Below are 21270 nucleotides of genomic sequence, written 5' to 3' on the forward strand. Positions count from 1 at the left end.
AGGTTGCTCATCATTCAGGTCTCCTTGCGAGCCCTGAATCACGGCAGATGACCAAAATCAATGGGTCTGGAGCCTAGGTCGACATACCGATCAATTGACCGCAGCAGATGATCCTGCGGTACATGCTCCTCCAACGAGAACTCGTAGAACAAGGCCGCTTGCGCCTCCTGCCTCGGTCCCATCATCGCAATTCCTCCCGCTCGTTGAGAGAATTGAATCAGTCGCTGGCAACCCGATCAAGGAAGAGTTTTTCAACGGAATCGGCTCGAAGCGCCCGTCCGTACGGTCGTTCTCTTTGCGAGAATGCAATCGCAACTCGAAGGATGCCAAGTATGCTTTGATGCTCTAAACTGCTTCCCGTGGAACGGCGATTAACAACAATACTTATGGCCGATGTCGCTGGATACAGCAGACTTATGGAGGCCGATGAGCAAGGTACCTACCTTGCTCTTCAAAGGCACCTTGACGAAGTTATCAAGCCTCGGATCGACCGTCACAGTGGTCGCCTCATAAAGCTCATGGGCGATGGAGTCCTTGCTGAATTCGCAAGTGTGGTCGACGCTGTCAATTGCGCAATAGCTATCCAAGACAGCGCAGGCACGAGTAGGCCAGAAGCGGCAAGCAAGGGCTCGATCTCTTGGAGAATTGGCATTCATCTGGGCGACGTGATTGCTGAAGGTGAGGACATTCACGGAGATGGCGTCAACGTGGCGGCTCGTTTGGAAGGGCTTGCGCAACCCGGTGCCGTCTGCATTTCGCGGCAAGTGCTCGATCAAATCATCAATCGTATGGATGTCGATTGGCACGATCTGGGTGAATGTGAGGTTAAGAATATTTCACGACCTGTTCATGCGTTCAGCAATATTTCTGTGAAAGGCGCTTCGGCCCGTGCTCCGATATTCGCAACAGTAGATTATAAGTTGTTCGCTTGGGGCCTTGTCGTTGCAGTCGCTGTCGTTGGCAGCTTGTACTGGAAACCCTGGGCCGGGTTTGCTCCCGTTAACCAAGCAGAAGTTAGCGTTAGACAGGCGGCGATGCTGCCGTCCCTTGCCGTTTTGCCGTTTGAAAGTCTGTCCGATGACGCAGATCAGGATTACTTGGCCGACGGCATAACTGATGACCTCATTACAGACCTGGCAAAAGTTTCTGGCTTGGTCGTCATTGCCCGGAATTCAACGTTTGCCTTCAAGGGCGCTAGTGCAGATCTCACCGCAATCGGGGAAGAACTCAATGCTCGCTATGTCGTGCTCGGCAGCTTGCGCCAATCCGGTAGTCGTATCCGCATAAATGCACAACTGGTGGACACGGAAACAGGGACCAACATATGGGCTGATCGGTATGACCGTGAAACCAGCGACATCTTCGCGCTACAAGATGATGTTCGTAGCCAGATTGTTTCAGCTTTAAAGGTGAAGTTGACACCTGAAGAAGCGCGGCAACTGTCGCAATCCATGACGGATAGCACTGAAGCCTATGACGCGTATCTTCGAGCCAGGCAGCAGGAGAGTTTTTTCACCCGAGACTCAACCCGTTTGGCGATACGCTACTACCATCAAGCTCTGGAAATTGATCCCAATTTTGTTACCGCGAAAGCAAGATTGGCAACGGCCTATACCATAGCGGTGGAGTCGGGCTGGACGGAAGACCCACAGATCTCGCTCGAACTTGCTCGAAGCCTTGCGAAAGAAGCCATCGCACAGGATGGTAAACTTCCCCTCGCTTATTGGGCCCTCGCGCGGGTCTATACCCGTAAAGAGTTCTTCGATGGCGAAAAGGCGATCGAGAACCTTCGGCGCGCGATTGAAATCGACCCTAACTACGCTGACGGTCACGCCATGCTGGCCAACACTTTGCATTTCGTTGGCAAGGCGGAAGAAGGGCTGTCTCACATCGAGACAGCGATGAGACTGAACCCACGTTTTCCATTCTGGTACTATTTTGCATTGGGCGCGAACCAGTTCCACCTCACACGGTTTGAGGCAGCAGAAGCCAGTTTTCTTAAGTCAATTGATAGAAATCCACGGTGGAGAGCAAACCACCTCTACCTCGTCTCCACCTACGGTCATTTGGAGCGCCCGGAGGATGCGGAGTGGGAAATGGATGAACTACGCGCGCTGGGATTCGACCCCACAATGGCAAACTGGCAAGCAATCGACAAACACCAAGACCCGGCGTACAGGGAGCGCTTTTTTGAAGGACTACGCAAAGCCGGCATCCCGGAAAGCTGAGAGGCTATGCTGCGCCACAGCGAGTTCACACTCTGTCCGCAATTGAGACGCTCGATACCGGCGCAGCGAAGGTCCGGTTCAGAAAATGGTCTTGAAGCCCGGACTGAACGGCAGCTTTCGCCGTTTCGACTCGGGTTTCTCGCGGTCGCAAAGAAAAGCCGGTGTCCGCCCTACACTACGGATTTTGCGAAGATCATGAACGTCGTGGAAGGGCTCGAACCAGACCTACGCTGCAGAGAGATCAAGTAACCGGTCTCGGCTGTTTCATGGTTCTGCAAAGCCTCTCGTAAGCGCTTAGCTGCGGCCCTATGCAGCGAGGCTTGACGCGGGTGCGAAGTGCCAGGGCATGAGGTCGTCGATGCGGCTCTTGGGATGTCCGTCGAGCAGCGCGCGGAGTGTTTCCGCGAGATAGCTGACCGGGTCCACGTCGCTCATCTTGCAGTTGGCGATGAGGCTGGCGAGCATTGCCCAGTTCTCGGCGCCGACCTCGTGTCCGGCGAAGAGGGCATTCTTCCGCGTGAGGGCGATTTTCCTGATCTGGTTCTCGACCGGGTTGGTGTCGAGTTCCAGCCGACCGTCCTCCAGGAACCGGGTCAGGCCAGGCCAGCGCGCGAGCGTGTAGCGGATGACTGGCAGGAGGTCGCGGTCTTCGGCATAGAGGATGAACAAGAGCCGATAGAGCAGGATCAGTGCGGCCTCGCGGACCCCCTGTAGATCGGCCTCTGGCGCGGCCTTGACGATGGCGCGCACCAGATCGGGGAACACCTGCCCGAAAACCTTGTTCGAGAGGTCTTCGGCAACGCGCTCTTCGTAGAATTTCCCTTCTTCGAGGGCTTTCTCATGGAACGTACGCGGATCAGCGCCAGCAGGCACGAATGCCTCGCGCCGGAACACAAGGTAGAATACCTTCAGCCAATGACGGCGATCGGCCACATTGAGCGCGAATAGCCCGTCATTGTGCCCTGGCAGGTCCAGGATCGCGGCGATGTCGAGCTCGAAGAACTGCTCTGATACCGATCGCGCGCCCGAGAAATACAGTCGCCACTTCGAGCCGTTGGTCAGGATGCCCCAACGCAGCGCGCCATTGGTGATGTCGTCGATGCGGCGCAAGTAGCGGAGCATCTGGGTTGACGGGGCGGTTTCTTCCCCGCGCCGGCCAGAGCGACGATCCAGGGGGCGCGCCCATCTTTTGGATTCGACCACGGCGCGGCCGAACTCGTAGCGCTTCCACTCTTCGGGAAAGCCGTTCGCTTTTGCCTTTGTCTCGACACTCTCAAAAAGCAAACCATCCGGCACGTCATCGCGGCCGCGAGGCGATAGGTTTTGCTGGCGAAGGGAACTTCCGCTCCCCGCCCTACACTACGGATTTTGCGAAGATCATGAACGTCGTGGAAGGGCTCGAACCAGACCTATGCTGCAGAGAGATCAAGTAACCGGTCTCGGCTGTTTCATGGTTCTGCAAAGCCTCTCCCTGCACATCGCTTGTTGCCGAATGGCCCCGACCAAGGCCTCGATCAGATCTGCAATGCAGAGCCATCACACATCCCACAACGAAAAAGGCCGCGCTGTGCGCGGCCTTTTCCATGTTCTGGGTCCGAAACTTAGCGCTTCGAGAACTGGAACGAACGGCGGGCTTTGCGCTTGCCGTATTTCTTGCGCTCGACCACGCGGCTGTCGCGGGTCAGGAAGCCGGCGGCCTTGAGCGCGCCACGCAGCGAGGGATCGTAGAGTTGCAGCGCCTTCGAGATGCCGTGCTTGACCGCGCCGGCCTGACCGGTCAGGCCGCCGCCCTTGACGGTTGCCATCACGTCGAACTGGCCTTCGACACCGGCCACCTGGAACGGCTGGCGCAGGATCAGCTGCAGAACGGGGCGCGCGAAATAGGCGTCCTGGTCCTTGCCATTGACGACGACCTTGCCCGAACCCGGCTTGATCCAGACACGGGCAACCGCGTCTTTCCGCTTGCCGGTGGCATAAGAGCGGCCCAGCTCGTCGCGAACGGGTTCGCGCGGCTCGTCTGCGGCCACGGTTTCGAGGCCTGCGACGGCGCTCAGCTCTTCGAGAGTGTTGATCTGATCAGCCATCGGTTTCAGCTCCGGGTGTTTTTCTTGTTCATGGACTTGACGTCCAGAACTTCGGGGGCCTGGGCTTCATGCGGGTGCTCGGTCCCGGCATAGATGCGCAGGTTGGTCATCTGCTGACGCGACAGGCGGTTGCCCGGCAGCATGCGCTTGACGGCCTGATAGACCACGCGCTCGGGGTGAGCCCCCTCGAGGATCTGCTGCTTGGTGCGCGACTTGATACCGCCCGGGTGGCCGGTGTGCCAGTAGAAGTGCTCTTCGCGCTTCTTGCCGGTGATCTGCACCTTGTCGGCATTGATGACGATGACGTTGTCGCCCATGTCCATATGCGGGGTGAACGAGGCCTTGTGCTTGCCACGCAGGCGCATGGCGACGATCGAGGCGAGGCGGCCCAGAACGACACCCTCGGCGTCGATCAGGATCCACTTCTTGTCGATGTCTGCAGGAGTTGCAGAGAAGGTTTTCATGGCAGGATGGTCCTGTTTGATGTGAAAGACCGGCCGCAACGACCGGTCCTAATCCGATGGGCGGTTTCTAAGGAGATGTATGGGGCGGGTCAAGCGCATGTTTCGCGATTTAATCACGCAAAAACAATGGATTGTAAAATAGGTATTATTTTACCCCAAGAAAATCAGACACTGATCTGCTCGGGCGGGTTGTCCAGCAGCGCGCGCAACCGCATCATCGCTGCCTCGAACCGCTCCAGCGAGACATGGGCGTTCATCGCGATGCGCACCGCATTTGGCGCGCGCCCGTCGCGCAGGGCAAACTCGTCGGCCGAACGCACCTGCACCCCTGCCCGCTCGGCGGCGCGGGTAAATGCGGCCGAGCGCCAGCCCGATGGCAGCCGCAACCAGACAAAAGGCACTGCCGAATCCCAGACCAGGTCGAACCCGCCCAGCGTGTTGACCGTGACGCGCACATATTCAGCCATGCGCTGCTGGACCGCGCGGGCCAGATCGCGGGCGCGCGGGTCGCTCAGCATCAGCCGGGTCAGTTCCGCCAGCGGTTGCGCCAGGCCGAAATAGCCATATTCGGCCGAGCGGCGCAGCCCCGCGCTCTGCCCTTCGGGGGCAATGGCGAACCCCACCCGCAGCGCCGGGGTCAGCGTCTTTGAGATGGACGAGACATGCCAGCCGCGCTCGGGCGCCAACGCGCGATAGCTGGGCGCCTGTGGCTCGCCCATCCGGTAACAATCGTCCTCGATGATTTGCAGGTCATGCTTGCGGGCGACCTCGACCACCTCCTTGCGGCGCTCCAGCGGCGAGCGGCAGCCGGTCGGGTTCTGCACCTCGGGCGAGACGCAGATCGCCTGGGCAGGCGTCTGGCGCGCGGTCAGGTCCAGCGACATCGGGTCGATGCCCCATTTGTCCATCCGCACCCCGATCACGTCGGCCCGCATCAGCTCGGCCGCGCGCCGGAACCCGGCATAGGACAGGTCCTCGACCAGAACCACCGGTTTGGGCCCGTTGAACACGGTCTGGAACACCACGCACAGCCCGCTTTGTCCGCCATGGGTCAACACGATATCATCCGCCGTCAGCGGCCCCAGCGGCAGATCGGACATCCAGTCGACCACCGCCTGTCGTACCCCGGCATAGGCATCGCGGGTGGGATAGTTCAGGAACATCGCCGGATCACCCTGCGCCACCTTTTGCAGGCATTCCCGGATCAGCGCCACCTGCCCCATATCGGCCAGACGCGGGCTGAACAGGCTGACATTATCGTCGTCGCGCTCGTCCAGCAGATACAGTTGCCGTGACCAGACATCATCCAGTACCGGCCGTTTGGGCGGCGCCACAAAGGTGCCGCGCCCCACTTCGGCATTCAGCAACCCCTCGTCGGTCAGGATCGTATAGGCCCGCGCCACGGTACCGGGGGTAATGCCCAGTTTATAGGCAAGCTCCCGCACCGGCGGCAGCTTGACACCCACCTCCAGATCCTTGGCATCAATCGCTTTTCTGATGACGTCGGCAACCAGCGTGTATTTGGCGCCTTTGGCCTGCGGCAAGGAGTCGGGCCAAATTGTACCCATTACAATCTTTCCTTTGATCTTGGGACAATTTCGAATGTATCAAGCACGTGTACCAAGTGACAGCAACTTGTGTCAATACAATTTTCGAAAGGACCCATGTCATGACCCGCATGATGCATTCGCCCGCTCTGATGCTGCTGAACGCCAGCCCCCGGCTGCCGCTGATCGCCGCTCTCGCCGTGCGTTTCGCGGCGACCGTGACCAAATGGGAACAACGTCGGCGAACCCGGCTCAATCTGGGCAAGCTCGACGATCACCTGCTGCGCGATGTGGGCCTGACCCGACAGGCCGCCCGCGACGAGGCCGCCCGCCGCTGTTGGCAGGGCTGAGACGGAATCCCCAGTCCCTTCATTGGGACCTCTTCACTGGCCGGGGCTTGCCCCGGCCTTTTTTCGTCTCACCCGAACTGCGCCGCAGCGGACCCCTGCGGCGGGATCGAATAGGTCATGCTGGCCCGCGCCACGGGCTTGTCGGAGCCTTCGGAGAACATCAGGATATCGCCCACTGCCAGTGACCGGCCCAGTTTCAGCAGGCGGCATTGCGCGATCATCTGGGTATTGCCCTCGGGCTTGCGCATGAAATCCATCGAACAGCTGGTGGTCACCGCCAGCGCCTGCCGCCCCAGCCGCGCCAGCACCATCGCATAGACGCAGACATCGGCCAGCGCGAACATCGACGGCCCCGAGATGGTGCCGCCCGGGCGCAGATGCCGCTCGGCGGTTAACAGCCGCATGGTGATCGTGTCCTCGGTCAGGTCGTCGATGGCGAAATCCTCGCGCACCTGCGGGAATACCTCGGCCAGGTATTGCGACAATTCCTCCCGGTTCAGTGCCAACGCCATGCTTTCCCTCCTCGTCTCCTGCGCCTAGAGTTGCCCCGAGTTTGGCAGGGAGGGCAAGATGGCAATTCTGGAACGTCGCGACACGGGGGCGGTTGCCCATCTGACCATGAACGCGCCCGAACGGCTGAACGCACTCAGCGACGAGATGCTGGCGGCGCTTCAGGCCGAGTTCGACGCGCTGCGCGACGACGCGGGCATCCGCGCGGTGATCCTGTCCGGCGCGGGCAAGGCGTTTTGCGCGGGCCACGACCTGAAACAGATGACCGCCGGGCGCCAGGCCGAGGATGGCGGCAAGGCCTATTTCAAGGACCTGTTCGACCGCTGTGCCCGGATGATGATGACCATCCAGTCGCTGCCCCAGCCGGTGATCGCCCAGGCCCATGGCATCGCCACTGCTGCCGGCTGCCAGTTGGTCGCGACCTGCGACATGGCCGTCGCCGCCGAGGGCACCCGGTTCGGGGTCAATGGCGTCAATATCGGCCTTTTCTGCTCGACCCCGATGGTCGCACTCAGCCGCAATATCCCCCGCAAGCAGGCGTTCGAGATGCTGACCACCGGTCAATTCATCGAGGCCAGCCGGGCCGCAGACCTGGGGCTGGTCAACCGGGTGGTGCCCGCCGCCGATCTCGAGGCCGAAACCCGCGCCCTGGCCGATACCGTGGCGGGCAAGCTGGGCGCGGCAGTGCGGATCGGCAAGGAGGCGTTTTATCGCCAACAATTGCTGCCGCTGGATCAGGCCTATGCCTATACCGGCGACGTGATGGTGGAAAACATGCTCTATCGCGACACCGCCGAGGGGATCGCCGCCTTTATCGAAAAGCGCGACCCCGATTGGCGCCAGTAGACGGATCATCGCACCAATCCGTTAGAATTGTTTCCAAATTTGAGCTTTCAATCGGGGCAACACTGTGGCAAAGCTGGGGCAAGGTAAATGCCTTGACGACTTTTGGGTCGCCGTGGGCGGAAGGTCCCTCCTAGCCGGCTCTCTCTCCGGCGTTGACATTCCCGCAGCGGCGACCCCAAAAATCTCCCCTCTCTGATCCGCCACAATTGCTGCGCTGGCCAAGAGTGTGATGTCTTTTCCATTGACAGCGCCTTGGACAGGCGAGAGCGGGCCACACTCGATCATTGCACCATGCCGCGCCCTGCCCTATGTGGCAGATCATGACAGACAGATTGCATATCGTGGGCGGCGGCATGGCCGGGTCCGAGGCCGCCTGGCAGGCGGCAGAACAGGGTATCGACGTGGTGATCCACGAGATGCGCCCGACCGTCGGCACCTTCGCGCATCAGACCGGCAACCTGGCCGAGATGGTCTGCTCGAACTCGTTCCGTTCGGATGATGACGAACAGAACGCCGTGGGCCTACTGCACTGGGAGATGCGCGCGGCAGGCGGGCTGATCATGTCCGCCGCCGATGCCCATCGCCTGCCTGCCGGAGGCGCGCTGGCGGTGGATCGCGACCCGTTTGCCGAAACCGTGACCGCCCGGCTGCACGCCCATCCCCGCGTCTCGGTCACCGCCGAGGAAGTGACCGAACTGCCCCGTGACGGGCATTGGATCTTTACCACCGGCCCGCTGACCTCGCCCGCGCTTGGCGCCGCCATCCAGGCCGAGACCGGGGCCGAGGCGCTGGCCTTTTTCGACGCTATCGCACCCATCGTCTATGCCGAGACAATCGACATGTCGCGCGCCTGGATGCAGTCGCGCTATGACAAGGGCGAGACCGAGGAAGAGCGTACCGCCTATCTGAACTGCCCGATGGACCGCGACCAGTACGAGGCCTTCATCGACGCGTTGCTGGCCGCCGACAAGACCGAGTTTCACGAGGGCGAGACCGCGACCTATTTCGACGGCTGCCTGCCGATCGAGGTCATGGCCGAACGCGGCCGCGAAACCCTGCGCCACGGCCCGATGAAGCCGGTTGGCCTGACCAATCCGCATCAGCCCGACGTCAAACCCCATGCGGTGGTGCAGCTGCGCCGCGACAATGCCCTGGGTACGCTCTATAATATCGTGGGCTTTCAGACCAAGATGAAATACGGCGCCCAAACCGCTGTTTTCAAGACAATTCCCGGCCTCGAAGAAGCCAGCTTTGCCCGTCTGGGCGGCATCCATCGCAACACCTTCCTGAATTCGCCGACCCTTTTGGATGCGCAGATGCGGCTGAAATCGCGCCCCAATATCCGCTTTGCCGGGCAGATCACCGGGGTCGAGGGCTATGTGGAAAGTGCGGCCATGGGCCTTTTGGCCGGGCGCCTGGCCGCGGCCGAGATCCAGGGTCGCAACCTGCCCGAGGTGCCGCAAGACAGCGCCATGGGCGCGCTGATCCACCACATCACCGGCGGCGCCGAAGCCAAGACTTTTCAGCCGATGAACGTCAATTTCGGCCTGTTCCGGCCTGTCGACGGGCTGAAAGGCGGTCGAAGGGGCCGCAAAGACCGCTACAAAGCCTATACCGACCGCGCCAAGGAGGCGTGGTCCGCTTGGCTAACCGAGGCTGAGAACGGGTAAATATCATGCGCTTTCGAATTGAAAAGACATGACTTTTACCACCCGCTTTGCACCATCCCCCACCGGCCCGCTGCATCTGGGTCATGCCTATTCGGCAATCCTGGCCCATGACATGGGGCGCGCCGCTGGTGGCCGGTTCCTGTTGCGGATGGAGGATACCGACCTGCAACGCAGCAAACCGGAATGGGATGCGCAGATCATTGACGACCTGACCTGGCTGGGCCTCACCTGGGACGGACCCGTGCTGCGCCAGTCAGAGCAGCTTTCCTCATACGACTTTGCCCTGCGCGCGCTTGCCGATCTGAACCTGCTCTATCCCTGCTCGTGCAGCCGCAGCCAGATACAGGCCGCGCTGGCCGCCCCGCAAGAGGGCGTCACGCATGAGGTCTATCCCGGCCTGTGCAAACACCGCCCCATGGCAAGCCGCCGGGACGGTGATGCGTTGCGCCTGCATCTGGACCGGGCGCTGGCGCTGTTTGACGGCGCCTATCCACAATTCACCGAAACCGGCCCCCGACATGCAGGTACCCATCAAATCGACCCGGAACAGGCCATGGCCCGGATCGGCGATGTCGTCCTGTCCCGCAAGGGCGAGGATATTGTCGCCTATTTCCTCGCCTCCGCGCTGGATGACGTGGCGCAAGGCATCACCCATGTGATCCGGGGCGAGGATCTGTTCGACTTCACCGCGATCCAGGTAATCCTGCTGGCGCTTCTCGACCTGCCGATCCCGATCTACCACCACCATCGCCTGATCCGCGACGACAACGGCAAGCGGCTGGCCAAGCGCGACGATGCCCGCGCCATCGCGAAATACCGGGCCGAGGGTGCCAGCCCCGCCGAGATCCGCAGCATGGTCGGGCTCTGAGCCTCAGACCATCGGCGTCATCAGTTCGACCTCTTCGCCCTCGCGCACAGCGGTATAGAAGCAACTGCGCCGGTTGGTGTGACAGGCCGGGCCGGTCTGGCGCACCGTGACCAGCACGCAATCGCGATCGCAATCGACGCGGAAATCCACCAGTTCCTGCACATGGCCCGAGCTTTCGCCCTTGACCCAGAAGCTTTGCCGCGAGCGCGACCAATAGGTCACCCGCCCGCTTTCCAGCGTTCGCGCCACCGCCTGCGCATTCATCCACGCCATCATCAGAACCTCACCCGTGGCGGCATCCTGCGCGATGGCCGGAATCAGCCCAGCAGCGTCATACTTTAGTGTCGAAGGGTCGAAGGACATGGCCAAAAACCTTTTGCATCCGGATTTTCGCCCACTATGTATGGGGAACAGCCAACGAGGGAAAGCCATGTCCGGCGAGACCGATCTGATCAAGCTTTATTCCGGCCGTATCCTGGCATTGGCGGCGGATATCCCGCATCTCGAGCGGCTGGACAGCCCCGACGCCACCGTCAAGAAACGCTCGCCGCTTTGCGGTTCGACCGTGACGGTGGACGTGAAGCTGCGCGACGGACGGATCGACCAGTTCGGCCAGGATGTGAAAGCCTGTGCGCTGGGTCAGGCCGCCGCCGCCGTGGTGGGCGCCGCCGTGATCGGTACCACCCGCGCCCAGATCGAGGCCGCGCGCGACCAGCTCAAGGCGATGTTGAAACAGGACGGGCCGGTGCCCGACGCCCCTTTTGACGGGCTCGAAGTGCTGATCCCCGCGCGCGATTACAAGAACCGCCACGCCTCGATCCTGCTGACGCTGGAGGCCACCGCCGAGGCGCTGGAACAGGCCGAACGCGCCAACTGCGCCTGACCGGATCAGGGGGCGCTGCCCCCGTCGCCACAGGCGACTCCCCCGGAGTATTTCCGGCGGAATGAAGATACCGGTACTGCTGCTTCTTTCTGGTCCCAAATACTCCGGAGCGCGAGGCGGAGCCTCGCAAAAAAACCGCCGCTCCTCCCGGGCAGGAGGGCGGCGGCAGGTTGTGCGGGTCTCGTATGGGGTCCGGTCCGCGACGCCATGGGCCGAGGCGTGGCCCAGGAAGGGTCTTGGGATAGGCAGGTCACCCTTGCATCGAATGGGACAGGATGCGCGCGGAAACCGGGTACGAGATCGCAGGCAGAAACGGTCAGAACGTGCCGGGCAGCAGCAGAGCCGCAACCAGCATCACCACCAACGAGGCGGCCCCGGCGGCATCCTGCAACAGGGTATGCTGCGAGCGGCTCAGGACGGTCTTGATCTGGGTCAGCATCGGCTCTCTCCTCCGGGCGTCAGTTAATCCTTTGTTGACCTTTTGTTCTCATATTCCGCTGAGTCGGTAAAGAACTTTTTGAGAACATTTGTGAACTTTTGAGGGGAGGAGCGCTCAACCCACTGAAATCAAACGGATCGCCTGATCCTGCTTCATCAGCCACAGCAGGATGCGGGCGGCGCGGCCGCGCTCGCTGCTCAGTTCCGGGTCCTGGGCCAAAAGCGCGCGGGCATCCGTCTGCGCCGTCGCCATCAGCGCGGTATGCCGTTCCAGGTCGGCGATGCGAAACTTCGGTAGGCCCGATTGCGCGGTGCCGATCAGGTCGCCGGCACCGCGCATGTCCAGATCGGTCTCGGCGATGCGGAACCCGTCCTCGGTCTCGCGCAGCACCTCAAGCCGGCGGCGCCCGCCCTCGGTCAGGGGCGGTTGATACATCAGCAGGCAAGTCGAGGCCGCCTCGCCCCGCCCCACCCGGCCGCGCAGTTGGTGCAGCTGCGCCAGGCCGAATATCTCGGCCCGTTCGATCACCATGATGGTGGCATTGGGCACGTTCACCCCCACCTCGATCACCGTGGTGGCGACCAGAACCTGGGTCTCGCCCGCCTGGAACGCGGCCATGGCGGCGTCTTTCTCGGCGGGCGGCATCTGGCCATGGACCAGCCCGACCACGCCCTCGCCCAGAACGGCGCGCAGGCGCTTGAACCGGTCCTCGGCGGCGGTCAGGTCGCTGACCTCGGATTCGTCCACCAGCGGGCAGACCCAGTAGCATTGCCGCCCCTCGGAAATGGCGCGGCGCAGGTGGTCGATCACCTCGTCCATCCGCTCGGTGCTGATCACGGCTGTACGGATCGGTTTGCGCCCGGGCGGTTTCTCGTCCAGCACCGAGACATCCATGTCGCCATACTGTGCCAGCGCCAGGCTGCGCGGGATCGGCGTGGCGGTCATCACCAGCACGTCGGCGCCCATCCCCTTTTCCGCCAGTTCCATCCGCTGGCGGACCCCGAACCGGTGCTGTTCATCGACGATGGCCAGCCGCAGATCGGCAAATTCCACATCCGCCTGGAACACCGCATGGGTGCCGACCAGGATCGAGATATTGCCGCGTTTCAGCGCCGCCAGCTTGGCGCGCCGCTCGGCCCCCTTGTCGCGCCCTGTCAGCAGTTCAAGCACCACGCCCGCCTCTTCGGCCAGCGGGCGCAACCCTTCGAGATGCTGGCGGGCGAGGATCTCGGTGGGGGCCATCATCACCCCCTGCCCGCCCGCCTCGACCGCGACCAGAAGCGCCATGAAGGCCACCAGCGTCTTGCCCGCGCCCACATCGCCCTGCAACAGCCGGTTCATCCGCGCGGGGGCGGCCATGTCGGCGGCGATCTCCTCGATCGCGCGGGCCTGGGCGTTGGTGGGGCGATATGGCAGGCTGGCCAGCACCCGCGATTGCAGCGCGCCGGTCGCCACGCTGGAGATACCGCGCGCCTTGCGCTCGCGCCGCCGCGCCAGCGCAAGGGTCATCTGATGGGCAAAGAGTTCATCATAGGCCAGCCGCATCCGCGCCGGAGAGGTCGCCGCCACATCGTCCAGACCCTGCGGTTCATGGGCGGCACGCATGGCCTCGGCCCAGTCGGGCCAGCCCTCGCGCGCGCGCAGGGCCGGGTCGATCCACTCGGCCAGATCGGGCAGCCGCGCCAGTGCCGAACGCGCCGCCCTATAGGCGGTTTTCTGGCTGATGCCTTGGGTCAGCGGATAGACCGGTTCGAATTCCGGGATATCGCCCGCCTCGGCCACCGGCAGGATGTGGTCGGGATGAACCATGTTGGCCATACCATCGAACAGCTCGACCTTGCCCGAGACGACGCGGCGCGACCCTTCGGGCAGCACCTTTTTCAGATAGTCGCCGCGCGCGTGAAAGAACACCAGCTGGAAATCGGTCTGCGCATCCTCGACAAAGATACGATAGGCGCCGCCGCGCCCGCGGGCCGGACGATGGGCGCCGACCGTCACCTCCACCGTCAGCGTCGCGGGCAGGTCGGCACCCCGGATCGTGTCGCGCCGGCGCCGGTCGACGACGGAATAAGGTAGCGAAAACAACAGGTCGCGCGGGGTTTCCACATCTAGATGTGCAAACAGCTGCGCCGTCTTGGGTCCCACCCCTTCGAGCGTATCCAGACCCGCGAACAGCGGGAAAAGCTGTTCCGGCCGCCCGCTCATAGCCCCTCGATCAGCGTCAGCCAGCCGTCTTCGTCCAGGGTTTCGATCCCCAGGCTCTGGGCGGTCTTGAGTTTGGAACCCGCGCCGGGCCCCGCCACCAGCAGATCGGTCTTCTTGCTGACAGACCCCGCGACCTTCGCCCCCAGCGCCTCGGCCCGTGCCTTGGCCTCGGCCCGGGTCATCTTTTCCAGCGAGCCGGTAAAGACCACGGTCTTGCCCGCGACCGGGCTGTCGCGCGCAGGCGCATCGGGGGGGATCACGGTCAGATGCGCGGTCAGCCGGTCAAAGGCGGCGCGTTCGTCCGTATTGGCAAAGGCATCCGACAGCGACAGGCCCAGCGTGGCGCCGATCCCGTCGACCCCGATCAGGTCGGCCCAGGCGGCGGCGGCCTCGGGGGGCACCTCCTGCGCGGAGATCACGGCGGCGCGGGTGTCGCTGATGCGGGCGCGGCGCCCCTCGGCCTGCGCCTGCTGGCGCTCCTGCTCCTCCGCGGTATCGGCGGCGCGATGGGCCAGCGCGGCGGGCCGCGCGGTATCAAGCGCCGCCGCCATCGCATCCCAATCGCGGTAATGCAGCGCCAGATCCTTGGCGCCCACCTCGCCCACATGGCGGATACCGAGGGCAAAGATCAGACGGGCCAGCGGAATGCGGCGCTTGTCGTCGATGGCCTGAAACAGGTTGGTTGCCGATTTCTCACCCCAGCCCTCGCGGTTCTTCAGCTGTTGCAGCCCCTCGCCATAGCGGCTGCGCAGCTCGAAGATATCGGCGGGCTCACGGATCCAGCCGTCGGCGTGAAACTGTTCCACCTGCTTTGCGCCCAACCCCTCGATGTCAAAGGCGGCGCGGCTGACAAAATGTTTGAGCTTTTCCACCGCCTGCGCCGGGCAGATCACGCCCCCGGTACAGCGGCGCACGGCATCGCCTTCCTCGCGAATGGCGGGGCTGCCGCATTCGGGACATTGCGTCGGGAAATCAAAGGGCTGCGCATCATCGGGCCGCTTGCTCAGATCGACATCGGCGATTTTCGGGATCACGTCACCGGCGCGATAGACCTGCACCCAGTCGCCGACGCGAATATCCTTGCCGTCGCGAATCTCTTGCCCCCGGCTGTCGCGACCGGCGATGTAATCCTCGTTATGCAGGGTGGCGTTCGACACCACCACGCCACCCACGGTGACCGGGCTGAGCCGCGCCACCGGGCTGAGCGCGCCGGTGCGGCCGACCTGTATGTCGATCGCCTCAAGCCGGGTCCAGGCCAGTTCGGCGGGGAATTTATGAGCAATCGCCCAGCGCGGCGTGGTCGAGCGAAAGCCGAGCCGCGCCTGAAGCGACAGATCGTCCAGCTTGTAGACTACACCGTCGATGTCATAACCGAGCGTCGCACGCTGCGCCTCGATATCGCGATAATGCGCGATCATGGCCTCCAAGTCGTCGCAGCGACGGGTCAGCGGATTGGTCTGAAAACCAAGGCTGGCCAGCCGCTCGATGGCCTGCATCTGCGTTTCTGCCAACGGTTCCGAGAGTTCGCCCCAGGAATAGGCGAAGAAACGCAAAGGCCGCGCCCGGGTGATCGCGGCGTCGAGTTGGCGCAGCGACCCGGCGGCGGCGTTGCGGGGATTGGCAAAGAGCTTGCCGCCCTCGGCCTCTTGCCGTGTGTTGAGGGCAGCGAAATCCGCATGGCTCATATAGACCTCGCCGCGCACCTCCAGCACCTCGGGCGCGCCCTCGATCCGGGCCGGGATATCGGCGATGGTGCGGGCATTGGCGGTGACATTCTCGCCCACCTCGCCATCGCCACGGGTCGCCGCCTGCACCAGCGCGCCCTGCTCATAGCGCAGCGACAGGGACAAACCGTCGATCTTGGGCTCGGCGGTATAGGCCAGTGGCGCATCGGTATCGAGGCCCAGATATTTGCGGATCGAGCGATCGAAATCGGTGACGTCCTCATCGTCGAAGGCATTGCCCAGCGACATCATCCGCACCGCATGGGTGACCTTGGAGAAGCCCTCACCCGGGCGGGCGCCCACCTGCTCGCTGGGGCTGTCGGCGCGTTTGAGATGGGGGAATCGCGCCTCGATCTTGGCATTGCGCTGTTTCAGCGCGTCATACTCCGCATCGGAAATCTCGGGCGCGTCTTGGGTGTGATACGCCAGATTGGCCTGCGCCAGCAAACCGGCCAACCGTTCCAGCTCCTGCGCGGCTTCAGCCTCGGTCATTTTTTCGATGGGTTCTGAAACTGTCATGGCCCCGCCCGGTCTGTCTGGTCTTTGCGACCAGTGATAGGGCGAGGCCATGGTCAGGTCCAGATCAGTCTGCGTGAGTGGTGGTGTCGCGCTGGACTCGCGACTGGCTGTTCAGGCGTTGACCGCGATCCGGGGATCGGGCAACCCGTCGGCCTGAGGATCGCGCAGCACATAGCCCCGCCCCCAGACCGTTTCGATGTAATTCTCTCCTCCGGTTGCATTGCTCAACTTCTTGCGAAGCTTGCAAATGAACACGTCGATAATCTTCAATTCGGGTTCGTCCATGCCGCCATAGAGATGGTTCAGGAACATCTCCTTGGTCAGGGTCGTGCCCTTGCGCAGCGACAGCAGTTCGAGCATCTGATATTCCTTGCCGGTCAGATGCACCGGCTGGCCCTCGACCTCGACCGTCTTGGCATCCAGATTGACCGAAATCTTGCCGGTGCGGATCACCGACTGCGAATGACCCTTGGAGCGGCGGATGATCGCGTGAATGCGCGCGACCAGTTCCTCGCGATGGAAGGGTTTGGTCAGGTAGTCGTCGGCGCCAAAGCCGAAGCCCTTGATCTTGCTTTCTGTATCGTCGACGCCGGACAGGATCAGGATAGGGGTTTCGATCCGCGACATGCGCAGCTGGCGCAGCACCTCATGCCCGTTCATGTCGGGCAGATTGATGTCGAGCAGGATCAGGTCGTAGTCGTAAAGCTTCGCCAGGTCGATGCCTTCTTCGCCCAGATCGGTCGCATAGACGTTCAGATTGGCATGGGTCAGCATCAACTCGATGCTCTTGGACGTCGTCGGATCATCCTCGACTAGAAGTATGCGCATCTCAAGTTCTCCGCCTTAAACGCTATTCCGTACTGGAATTAACCGTGACGAATAAAGGTTAATCTGCCGTTACCGATATTCACATTATGTAATATCAACCTAAAGTTGTCGATACTTTTTTAGCGCAGTCACCTTCAATGCATCTTTCCCGTGTTCGGCCAGGGCTGATACCCAGCTGTTGAATTCCTCATCACTCAGACCATAGGTCTGTTTGGCCTCTGTCAGCGTGATCAGCCCGTAAATGACCCCCCGGACCACCGCGATCTTGCGCGATGCGACCCAGCGGCGCGTGTTGGCCGGCGGCAAATCCGCGCGCGTCATGATAGAGCCATCCGGCAGGGTGACAGATCGGGGGCCTTCAACCTTTCGCAAGAACATCACCTATCCCTTCTTGTGTCAGGGCAACATTGGCGACAGCCTACTTAATGCGGGGTGAAACCGCCCCTTGAGAGTATTTCGGATTTTCCTATATTCTGCCGGTCTTCCTTAATCGTCAGGAGCTGCCCCGATGGCGCTGGACACCGAAACGCCACTGAACACGCTTGGCTTTGCCAAACCGCCCTCTGAAACGCGGGTGGTCGTTGCCATGTCGGGTGGCGTCGACAGCTCGGTCGTGGCCGCCTATCTGGCCGATCAGGGCTATGACGTGGTGGGCGTCACCTTGCAGCTTTACGATCACGGCGCGGCCCTGGCCAAGAAAGGCGCCTGTTGCGCCGGGATCGACATCCATGACGCCCGCCGCGTCGCCGAAGAGCGCGGTTTTCCCCATTACGTGCTGGATTACGAGAACATCTTCAAGGATGCGGTGATCGACGAGTTTGCCGACAGCTATCTGGCCGGGGCCACCCCGGTGCCGTGCATCCGCTGCAATGAACGGGTGAAGTTCAAGGACCTGCTGGAAACCGCCCGCGATCTCGAGGCCGACTGCATGGCCACCGGCCATTACATCCAGCGCAAGATGGGGCCGAACGGGCCCGAGCTGCATTGCGCCGAGGATGCCAACCGCGACCAGTCCTATTTCCTGTTCTCGACCACGCCGGAACAGCTCGACTATCTGCGCTTTCCGCTGGGCCACCTGCCGTCAAAGGACGCAACCCGCGAAATGGCGGCGCAATACGGTCTGGCCGTGGCCGACAAGCCCGACAGCCAGGACATCTGTTTCGTGCCCAACGGCAACTATGCCAGCGTGATCGAAAAACTGCGCCCCGGCGCTGCTGAGCCGGGCAAGATCGTGCATGCCGATGGCCGCGTGCTGGGCAGTCACGAGGGCGTCATCCACTACACGATCGGCCAGCGCCGCGGTCTGGGCATCGGTGGCCTCAGCGATCCGCTCTATGTGGTGCGTCTGGACGTGGACAAGAAACAGGTTGTCGTCGGACCCAAGGAGATGCTGGCCACCCGCACCATCCCGGTGCGCGAGATCAACTGGCTGGGGGATGAACCTTTCACATCGCGCCCCGAATGGCACCTGTCGGTCAAGGTCCGCTCGACCCGACCGCCGCGCGAAGCCATCGTCCGCCCTATCAGCGAGACCGAGGCCGAGGTGGACCTGCTGACGCCCGAGGAAGGTGTGTCGCCCGGACAGGCCTGCGTGTTCTACGAAAGCGACGGCAGCCGCATCTTTGGCGGCGGCTGGATCTGGCGTGGGTATTGAGACGCTTCAGACCCCGCGCCTGACCCTCTGCCCGATGCGAGCGGAGCATGCCCCTGACCTGCATGCCTTTTTCTCCGACCCGCAGGCGATGCGGTTCTTTGGCGATCTCCACACCGATCTGGCACAGACCGAACGCTGGGTCGCCGGAACGCTGGCCGCGCCGCCGGAAAGGTGCCGCGAATACGTGCTTCTTCAGGACGGCGTGGCAATCGGCAAGGCGGGGCTGTGGGCCGTGCCCGAGCTTGGCTTCTTTCTGCGCCGCGACCGCTGGGGCCAGGGGCTGATGCGCGAGGCCTTGAGCGCGCTGATCCCGCATCTCTTTGACACCATGCCCCTCGACCATATCCTGGCCGATGTCGACCCGCGCAACGCCGCCTCGCTGGGGTTGTTGCACCACCTTGGATTTGTCGAAACCCATCGCGCCAACCGCACGATCCAGATCGGCGGGGAGTGGGCCGACAGCGTTTATCTGGAACTTGGACGTAGCAATCTCGGCGGCTAGCCCGGCAACCGGTCCAGCACCGCCTGCGCCGCCCGCAGGCCGGGCAGAGCGCCGCCCCGGCCCAGCCGCTCCATCGTCAGGCGCATCGCCGCATCCTGCGCGGCAGGGTCGGCATGCACCGCCGCCAGCCGTGCGGCGATGTTTTCGGGTGTACAGGCGGGGCCCAGACATTCCGGCACCACCCGCGTTTCGCTGACCAGATTGACCAGTGTCACCGTGTCGATGGTCACCATCCGCTCGGCGATCTTCTGGGTCAGCCAGTTCACCTTGTAGGCGATCACCATCGGTGTGCCCGCTGCCGCCAGTTCCAGCGACACGGTGCCCGAAGCCGCCAGCGCCAGATCGGCGGCGGCAAAGGCCGCGCGCTTGCGCATAGCGGCCTGTGCAGGCGCCAGCCCGCGCGGATCGACCAGCACCGGCGCACCCGGCCAATCCGCCACATGCCGCGCCACCTGATCGGCCACATGCGGCACCACCGGCACCACCACCCGCATATCGGGATGCTCCGGCAAAAACCTCTTGAGTGCCGCGCCAAAGACGGGCGCCAGACGCTCGACCTCGCCCCTCCGCGATCCGGGCAGCGCCAGGAGCAGCGGCGCGCCGCCAAGCCCCAGTTCCTCGCGCAGCGCCGCGATCTCGGCGCCGCTCGCCTCGGGCTCTCCAACCACCGGGTGACCTACGAAATCGCATTCCATTCCGGCGCGCTCCATATAGGGCGGCTCAAACGGCAACAGCGCCAGCACGTGGTCGATCACCTTGGCCATCTTGTCCGCCCGCCCGGGCCGCCAGGCCCAGACGCTGGGCGCCACGTAATGCACGGTGCGGATGTCGCTGGCCTCTTTGACCAGCCGCGCAACCCGCAGGCTGAAATCGGGGCTGTCGATGGTGATCATCACATCGGGCTGCATCTCCAGCGCCGCTTGTGCGGTCTCGGCGATGCGGCGTTTGAGATGGAAATACTTCGGCAGTACCTCGACAAGTCCCATGATCGAAAGCTCGGCCATGGGAAAGCGGCTGGTCAGCCCCTCCGCCTCCATCGCGGGCCCACCGACCCCGGCAAACTGCACATCGGGACAGAGCTGACGAAGGCCCGCCATCAGCGCCCCGCCCAGACGGTCGCCCGAAGGTTCACCCGCAAGGATGAAGACGCGCATCAGGCGTCCAGTCCCGCAACAAACAGAAAGAGGCCCAGCCGGTCACATTCCGCGATCACCCGGTCACGCTCCAGCACGATGACGCCGCCCGCCGCGATCACCAGCCCCGAGAGGCCCGCCACCACGGCGGCGGTAACGGTATCGGGGCCGATGGTGGGCAGGTCCGCGCGCCGGTCCTGGTCGGGTTTCGGTGCCTTGTAGAGGACGCCACCGCCCGCATCGGGGCGCTGGCCAAGGGTTCCCAGCATCCAGTTGGTGCCGAACACGCTTTCGACCGCCAGCGCCTGTCCGCGATGGACCACACAGGCCTGACCGATATCTGCGGCCGACATGGCGGCCACGATCTCGGCGCCGCGCTTGGCATCCGCCAAATCCGCAGGTTCAGGCTGCGCCTTGGTCGGGCAGCCGGGGGGCATCAGCAGATCGAGGGCGATTTCATGGGCTGCGCGCACCGCCAACCCTGCGCTTTCGAATATCCCCATCACCGCCCTCAGCGCGCCATCGTCGCCCGAGGTCAGCGCCTGCTGGATCACCGGCACCAGCGGCAGCGTGGCCGCGTCGATCCGGGCCGCATCGACCGCAGGCCGCCCCACCGCGCCCGCAAGGCAGATCTCGGTCACACCGCGCGCCTTGAGTTGCTCCACCAGCGAGCCCAGATGCTCGATCGGGAACGGGATATCCACCGGCAGCCGTTCCGGCAAAAAGCCTTCCATCGCACAGATCAGCGGCGGTTCGGACAGGCGGGCGACCAGTTCCTCGGGCAGCGCCCCGGTCCCTGCGATCAGCGCCAGCATG

The 21270-nt window shown here is 63.1% G+C and carries 20 protein-coding genes and 1 pseudogene; 8 read left to right on the forward strand and 13 right to left on the reverse strand.

The window, feature by feature from the left end:
* Positions 1–386: 386 nt before the first annotated feature.
* Positions 387–2228: an adenylate/guanylate cyclase domain-containing protein gene (locus AC2FLM_RS17595; RefSeq protein ID WP_496859315.1), complete on the forward strand. Its 1842-nt coding sequence runs from the start codon at positions 387–389 to the stop codon at positions 2226–2228.
* 306 nt (positions 2229–2534) lie between these two features.
* On the opposite strand, the pseudogene AC2FLM_RS17600 reads toward AC2FLM_RS17595, so the two are convergent.
* The 4 genes and pseudogenes from AC2FLM_RS17600 to AC2FLM_RS17615 form a co-directional block, all read right to left on the reverse strand.
* A pseudogene (locus AC2FLM_RS17600) lies at positions 2535–2861 on the reverse strand (IS66 family transposase); the annotation flags it as partial.
* Positions 2862–3829: 968 nt separating this feature from the next.
* Complete coding sequence (gene rpsI / locus AC2FLM_RS17605) at positions 3830–4312, reverse strand: 30S ribosomal protein S9 (protein ID WP_234136480.1); 483 nt, start codon at positions 4310–4312, stop codon at positions 3830–3832.
* A 5-nt stretch (positions 4313–4317) separates the two neighbouring features.
* Complete coding sequence (gene rplM / locus AC2FLM_RS17610) at positions 4318–4776, reverse strand: 50S ribosomal protein L13 (protein WP_011047426.1); 459 nt, start codon at positions 4774–4776, stop codon at positions 4318–4320.
* Between the two features lie 164 nt (positions 4777–4940).
* Entirely contained in the window at positions 4941–6344 is a 1404-nt protein-coding gene (locus tag AC2FLM_RS17615; protein ID WP_234221446.1) for an aminotransferase-like domain-containing protein, read from the reverse strand.
* Between the two features lie 101 nt (positions 6345–6445).
* Here AC2FLM_RS17615 and AC2FLM_RS17620 point away from each other — a divergent pair, with 101 nt between their 5' ends.
* Entirely contained in the window at positions 6446–6673 is a 228-nt protein-coding gene (locus tag AC2FLM_RS17620) for a DUF1127 domain-containing protein (protein WP_496859316.1), read from the forward strand.
* 68 nt (positions 6674–6741) lie between these two features.
* On the opposite strand, the gene AC2FLM_RS17625 is transcribed toward AC2FLM_RS17620, so the two are convergent.
* On the reverse strand, positions 6742–7185 hold the full coding sequence (locus AC2FLM_RS17625) for a PaaI family thioesterase (protein ID WP_234175905.1): 444 nt from the start codon (positions 7183–7185) through the stop codon (positions 6742–6744).
* Between the two features lie 58 nt (positions 7186–7243).
* Here AC2FLM_RS17625 and AC2FLM_RS17630 point away from each other — a divergent pair, with 58 nt between their 5' ends.
* From AC2FLM_RS17630 to gluQRS, 3 genes are all read left to right on the forward strand, one after another.
* A complete protein-coding gene (locus AC2FLM_RS17630; protein WP_496859317.1) occupies positions 7244–8029 on the forward strand; it encodes an enoyl-CoA hydratase in 786 nt (261 codons plus the stop codon).
* Positions 8030–8349: 320 nt separating this feature from the next.
* Positions 8350–9699, forward strand: coding sequence for a methylenetetrahydrofolate--tRNA-(uracil(54)-C(5))-methyltransferase (FADH(2)-oxidizing) TrmFO (trmFO, locus tag AC2FLM_RS17635; protein ID WP_496859318.1), 1350 nt, complete (start codon positions 8350–8352; stop codon positions 9697–9699).
* A 28-nt stretch (positions 9700–9727) separates the two neighbouring features.
* Positions 9728–10567 (forward strand): tRNA glutamyl-Q(34) synthetase GluQRS, encoded by an 840-nt coding sequence (gene gluQRS / locus AC2FLM_RS17640; RefSeq protein ID WP_496859319.1) that lies wholly within the window; start codon positions 9728–9730, stop codon positions 10565–10567.
* 3 nt (positions 10568–10570) lie between these two features.
* On the opposite strand, the gene hisI is transcribed toward gluQRS, so the two are convergent.
* Positions 10571–10930 (reverse strand): phosphoribosyl-AMP cyclohydrolase, encoded by a 360-nt coding sequence (hisI, locus tag AC2FLM_RS17645; protein ID WP_234145059.1) that lies wholly within the window; start codon positions 10928–10930, stop codon positions 10571–10573.
* Between the two features lie 67 nt (positions 10931–10997).
* Here hisI and AC2FLM_RS17650 point away from each other — a divergent pair, with 67 nt between their 5' ends.
* Positions 10998–11450, forward strand: a complete 453-nt coding sequence (locus AC2FLM_RS17650) for an iron-sulfur cluster assembly scaffold protein (protein WP_234136472.1) — start codon at positions 10998–11000, stop codon at positions 11448–11450.
* Positions 11451–11766: 316 nt separating this feature from the next.
* Here the strand turns inward: AC2FLM_RS17650 and AC2FLM_RS17655 are convergent, their stop codons facing one another.
* The 5 genes from AC2FLM_RS17655 to sciP all read right to left on the reverse strand — a co-directional run bounded on the left by AC2FLM_RS17655 (position 11767) and on the right by sciP (position 17543).
* Positions 11767–11889: a hypothetical protein gene (locus AC2FLM_RS17655; RefSeq protein ID WP_011047417.1), complete on the reverse strand. Its 123-nt coding sequence runs from the start codon at positions 11887–11889 to the stop codon at positions 11767–11769.
* 114 nt (positions 11890–12003) lie between these two features.
* Positions 12004–14094, reverse strand: a complete 2091-nt coding sequence (gene recG / locus AC2FLM_RS17660; RefSeq protein WP_496859320.1) for an ATP-dependent DNA helicase RecG — start codon at positions 14092–14094, stop codon at positions 12004–12006.
* A complete protein-coding gene (gene ligA, locus AC2FLM_RS17665) occupies positions 14091–16310 on the reverse strand; it encodes an NAD-dependent DNA ligase LigA (protein WP_496859397.1) in 2220 nt (739 codons plus the stop codon). Before ligA ends, recG begins: the two co-directional genes overlap by 4 nt.
* Before the next feature lie 138 nt (positions 16311–16448).
* Positions 16449–17165, reverse strand: coding sequence for a response regulator transcription factor CtrA (ctrA, locus tag AC2FLM_RS17670; protein WP_011047414.1), 717 nt, complete (start codon positions 17163–17165; stop codon positions 16449–16451).
* A gap of 99 nt (positions 17166–17264) precedes the next feature.
* Positions 17265–17543: a CtrA inhibitor SciP gene (sciP, locus tag AC2FLM_RS17675; RefSeq protein ID WP_234136468.1), complete on the reverse strand. Its 279-nt coding sequence runs from the start codon at positions 17541–17543 to the stop codon at positions 17265–17267.
* A 130-nt stretch (positions 17544–17673) separates the two neighbouring features.
* Between sciP and mnmA the strand changes: the two genes are divergently transcribed.
* Together mnmA and AC2FLM_RS17685 are read left to right on the forward strand one after the other, a co-directional pair.
* On the forward strand, positions 17674–18819 hold the full coding sequence (gene mnmA, locus AC2FLM_RS17680) for a tRNA 2-thiouridine(34) synthase MnmA (RefSeq protein WP_496859321.1): 1146 nt from the start codon (positions 17674–17676) through the stop codon (positions 18817–18819).
* Entirely contained in the window at positions 18809–19321 is a 513-nt protein-coding gene (locus tag AC2FLM_RS17685; RefSeq protein WP_496859322.1) for a GNAT family N-acetyltransferase, read from the forward strand. The genes mnmA and AC2FLM_RS17685 overlap by 11 nt, the downstream gene beginning before the upstream one ends.
* On the opposite strand, the gene lpxB is transcribed toward AC2FLM_RS17685, so the two are convergent.
* Positions 19318–20475 carry a lipid-A-disaccharide synthase gene (gene lpxB / locus AC2FLM_RS17690; RefSeq protein WP_496859323.1) on the reverse strand — a complete coding sequence of 386 codons (1158 nt, stop codon included), beginning with the start codon at positions 20473–20475 and terminating at the stop codon, positions 19318–19320. The genes AC2FLM_RS17685 and lpxB overlap by 4 nt on opposite strands.
* On the reverse strand, positions 20475–21269 hold the full coding sequence (locus AC2FLM_RS17695; RefSeq protein ID WP_496859324.1) for an LpxI family protein: 795 nt from the start codon (positions 21267–21269) through the stop codon (positions 20475–20477). Before AC2FLM_RS17695 ends, lpxB begins: the two co-directional genes overlap by 1 nt.
* Position 21270 lies beyond the last annotated feature (1 nt).

Source organism: Ruegeria sp. SAZD011, assembly GCF_059612545.1.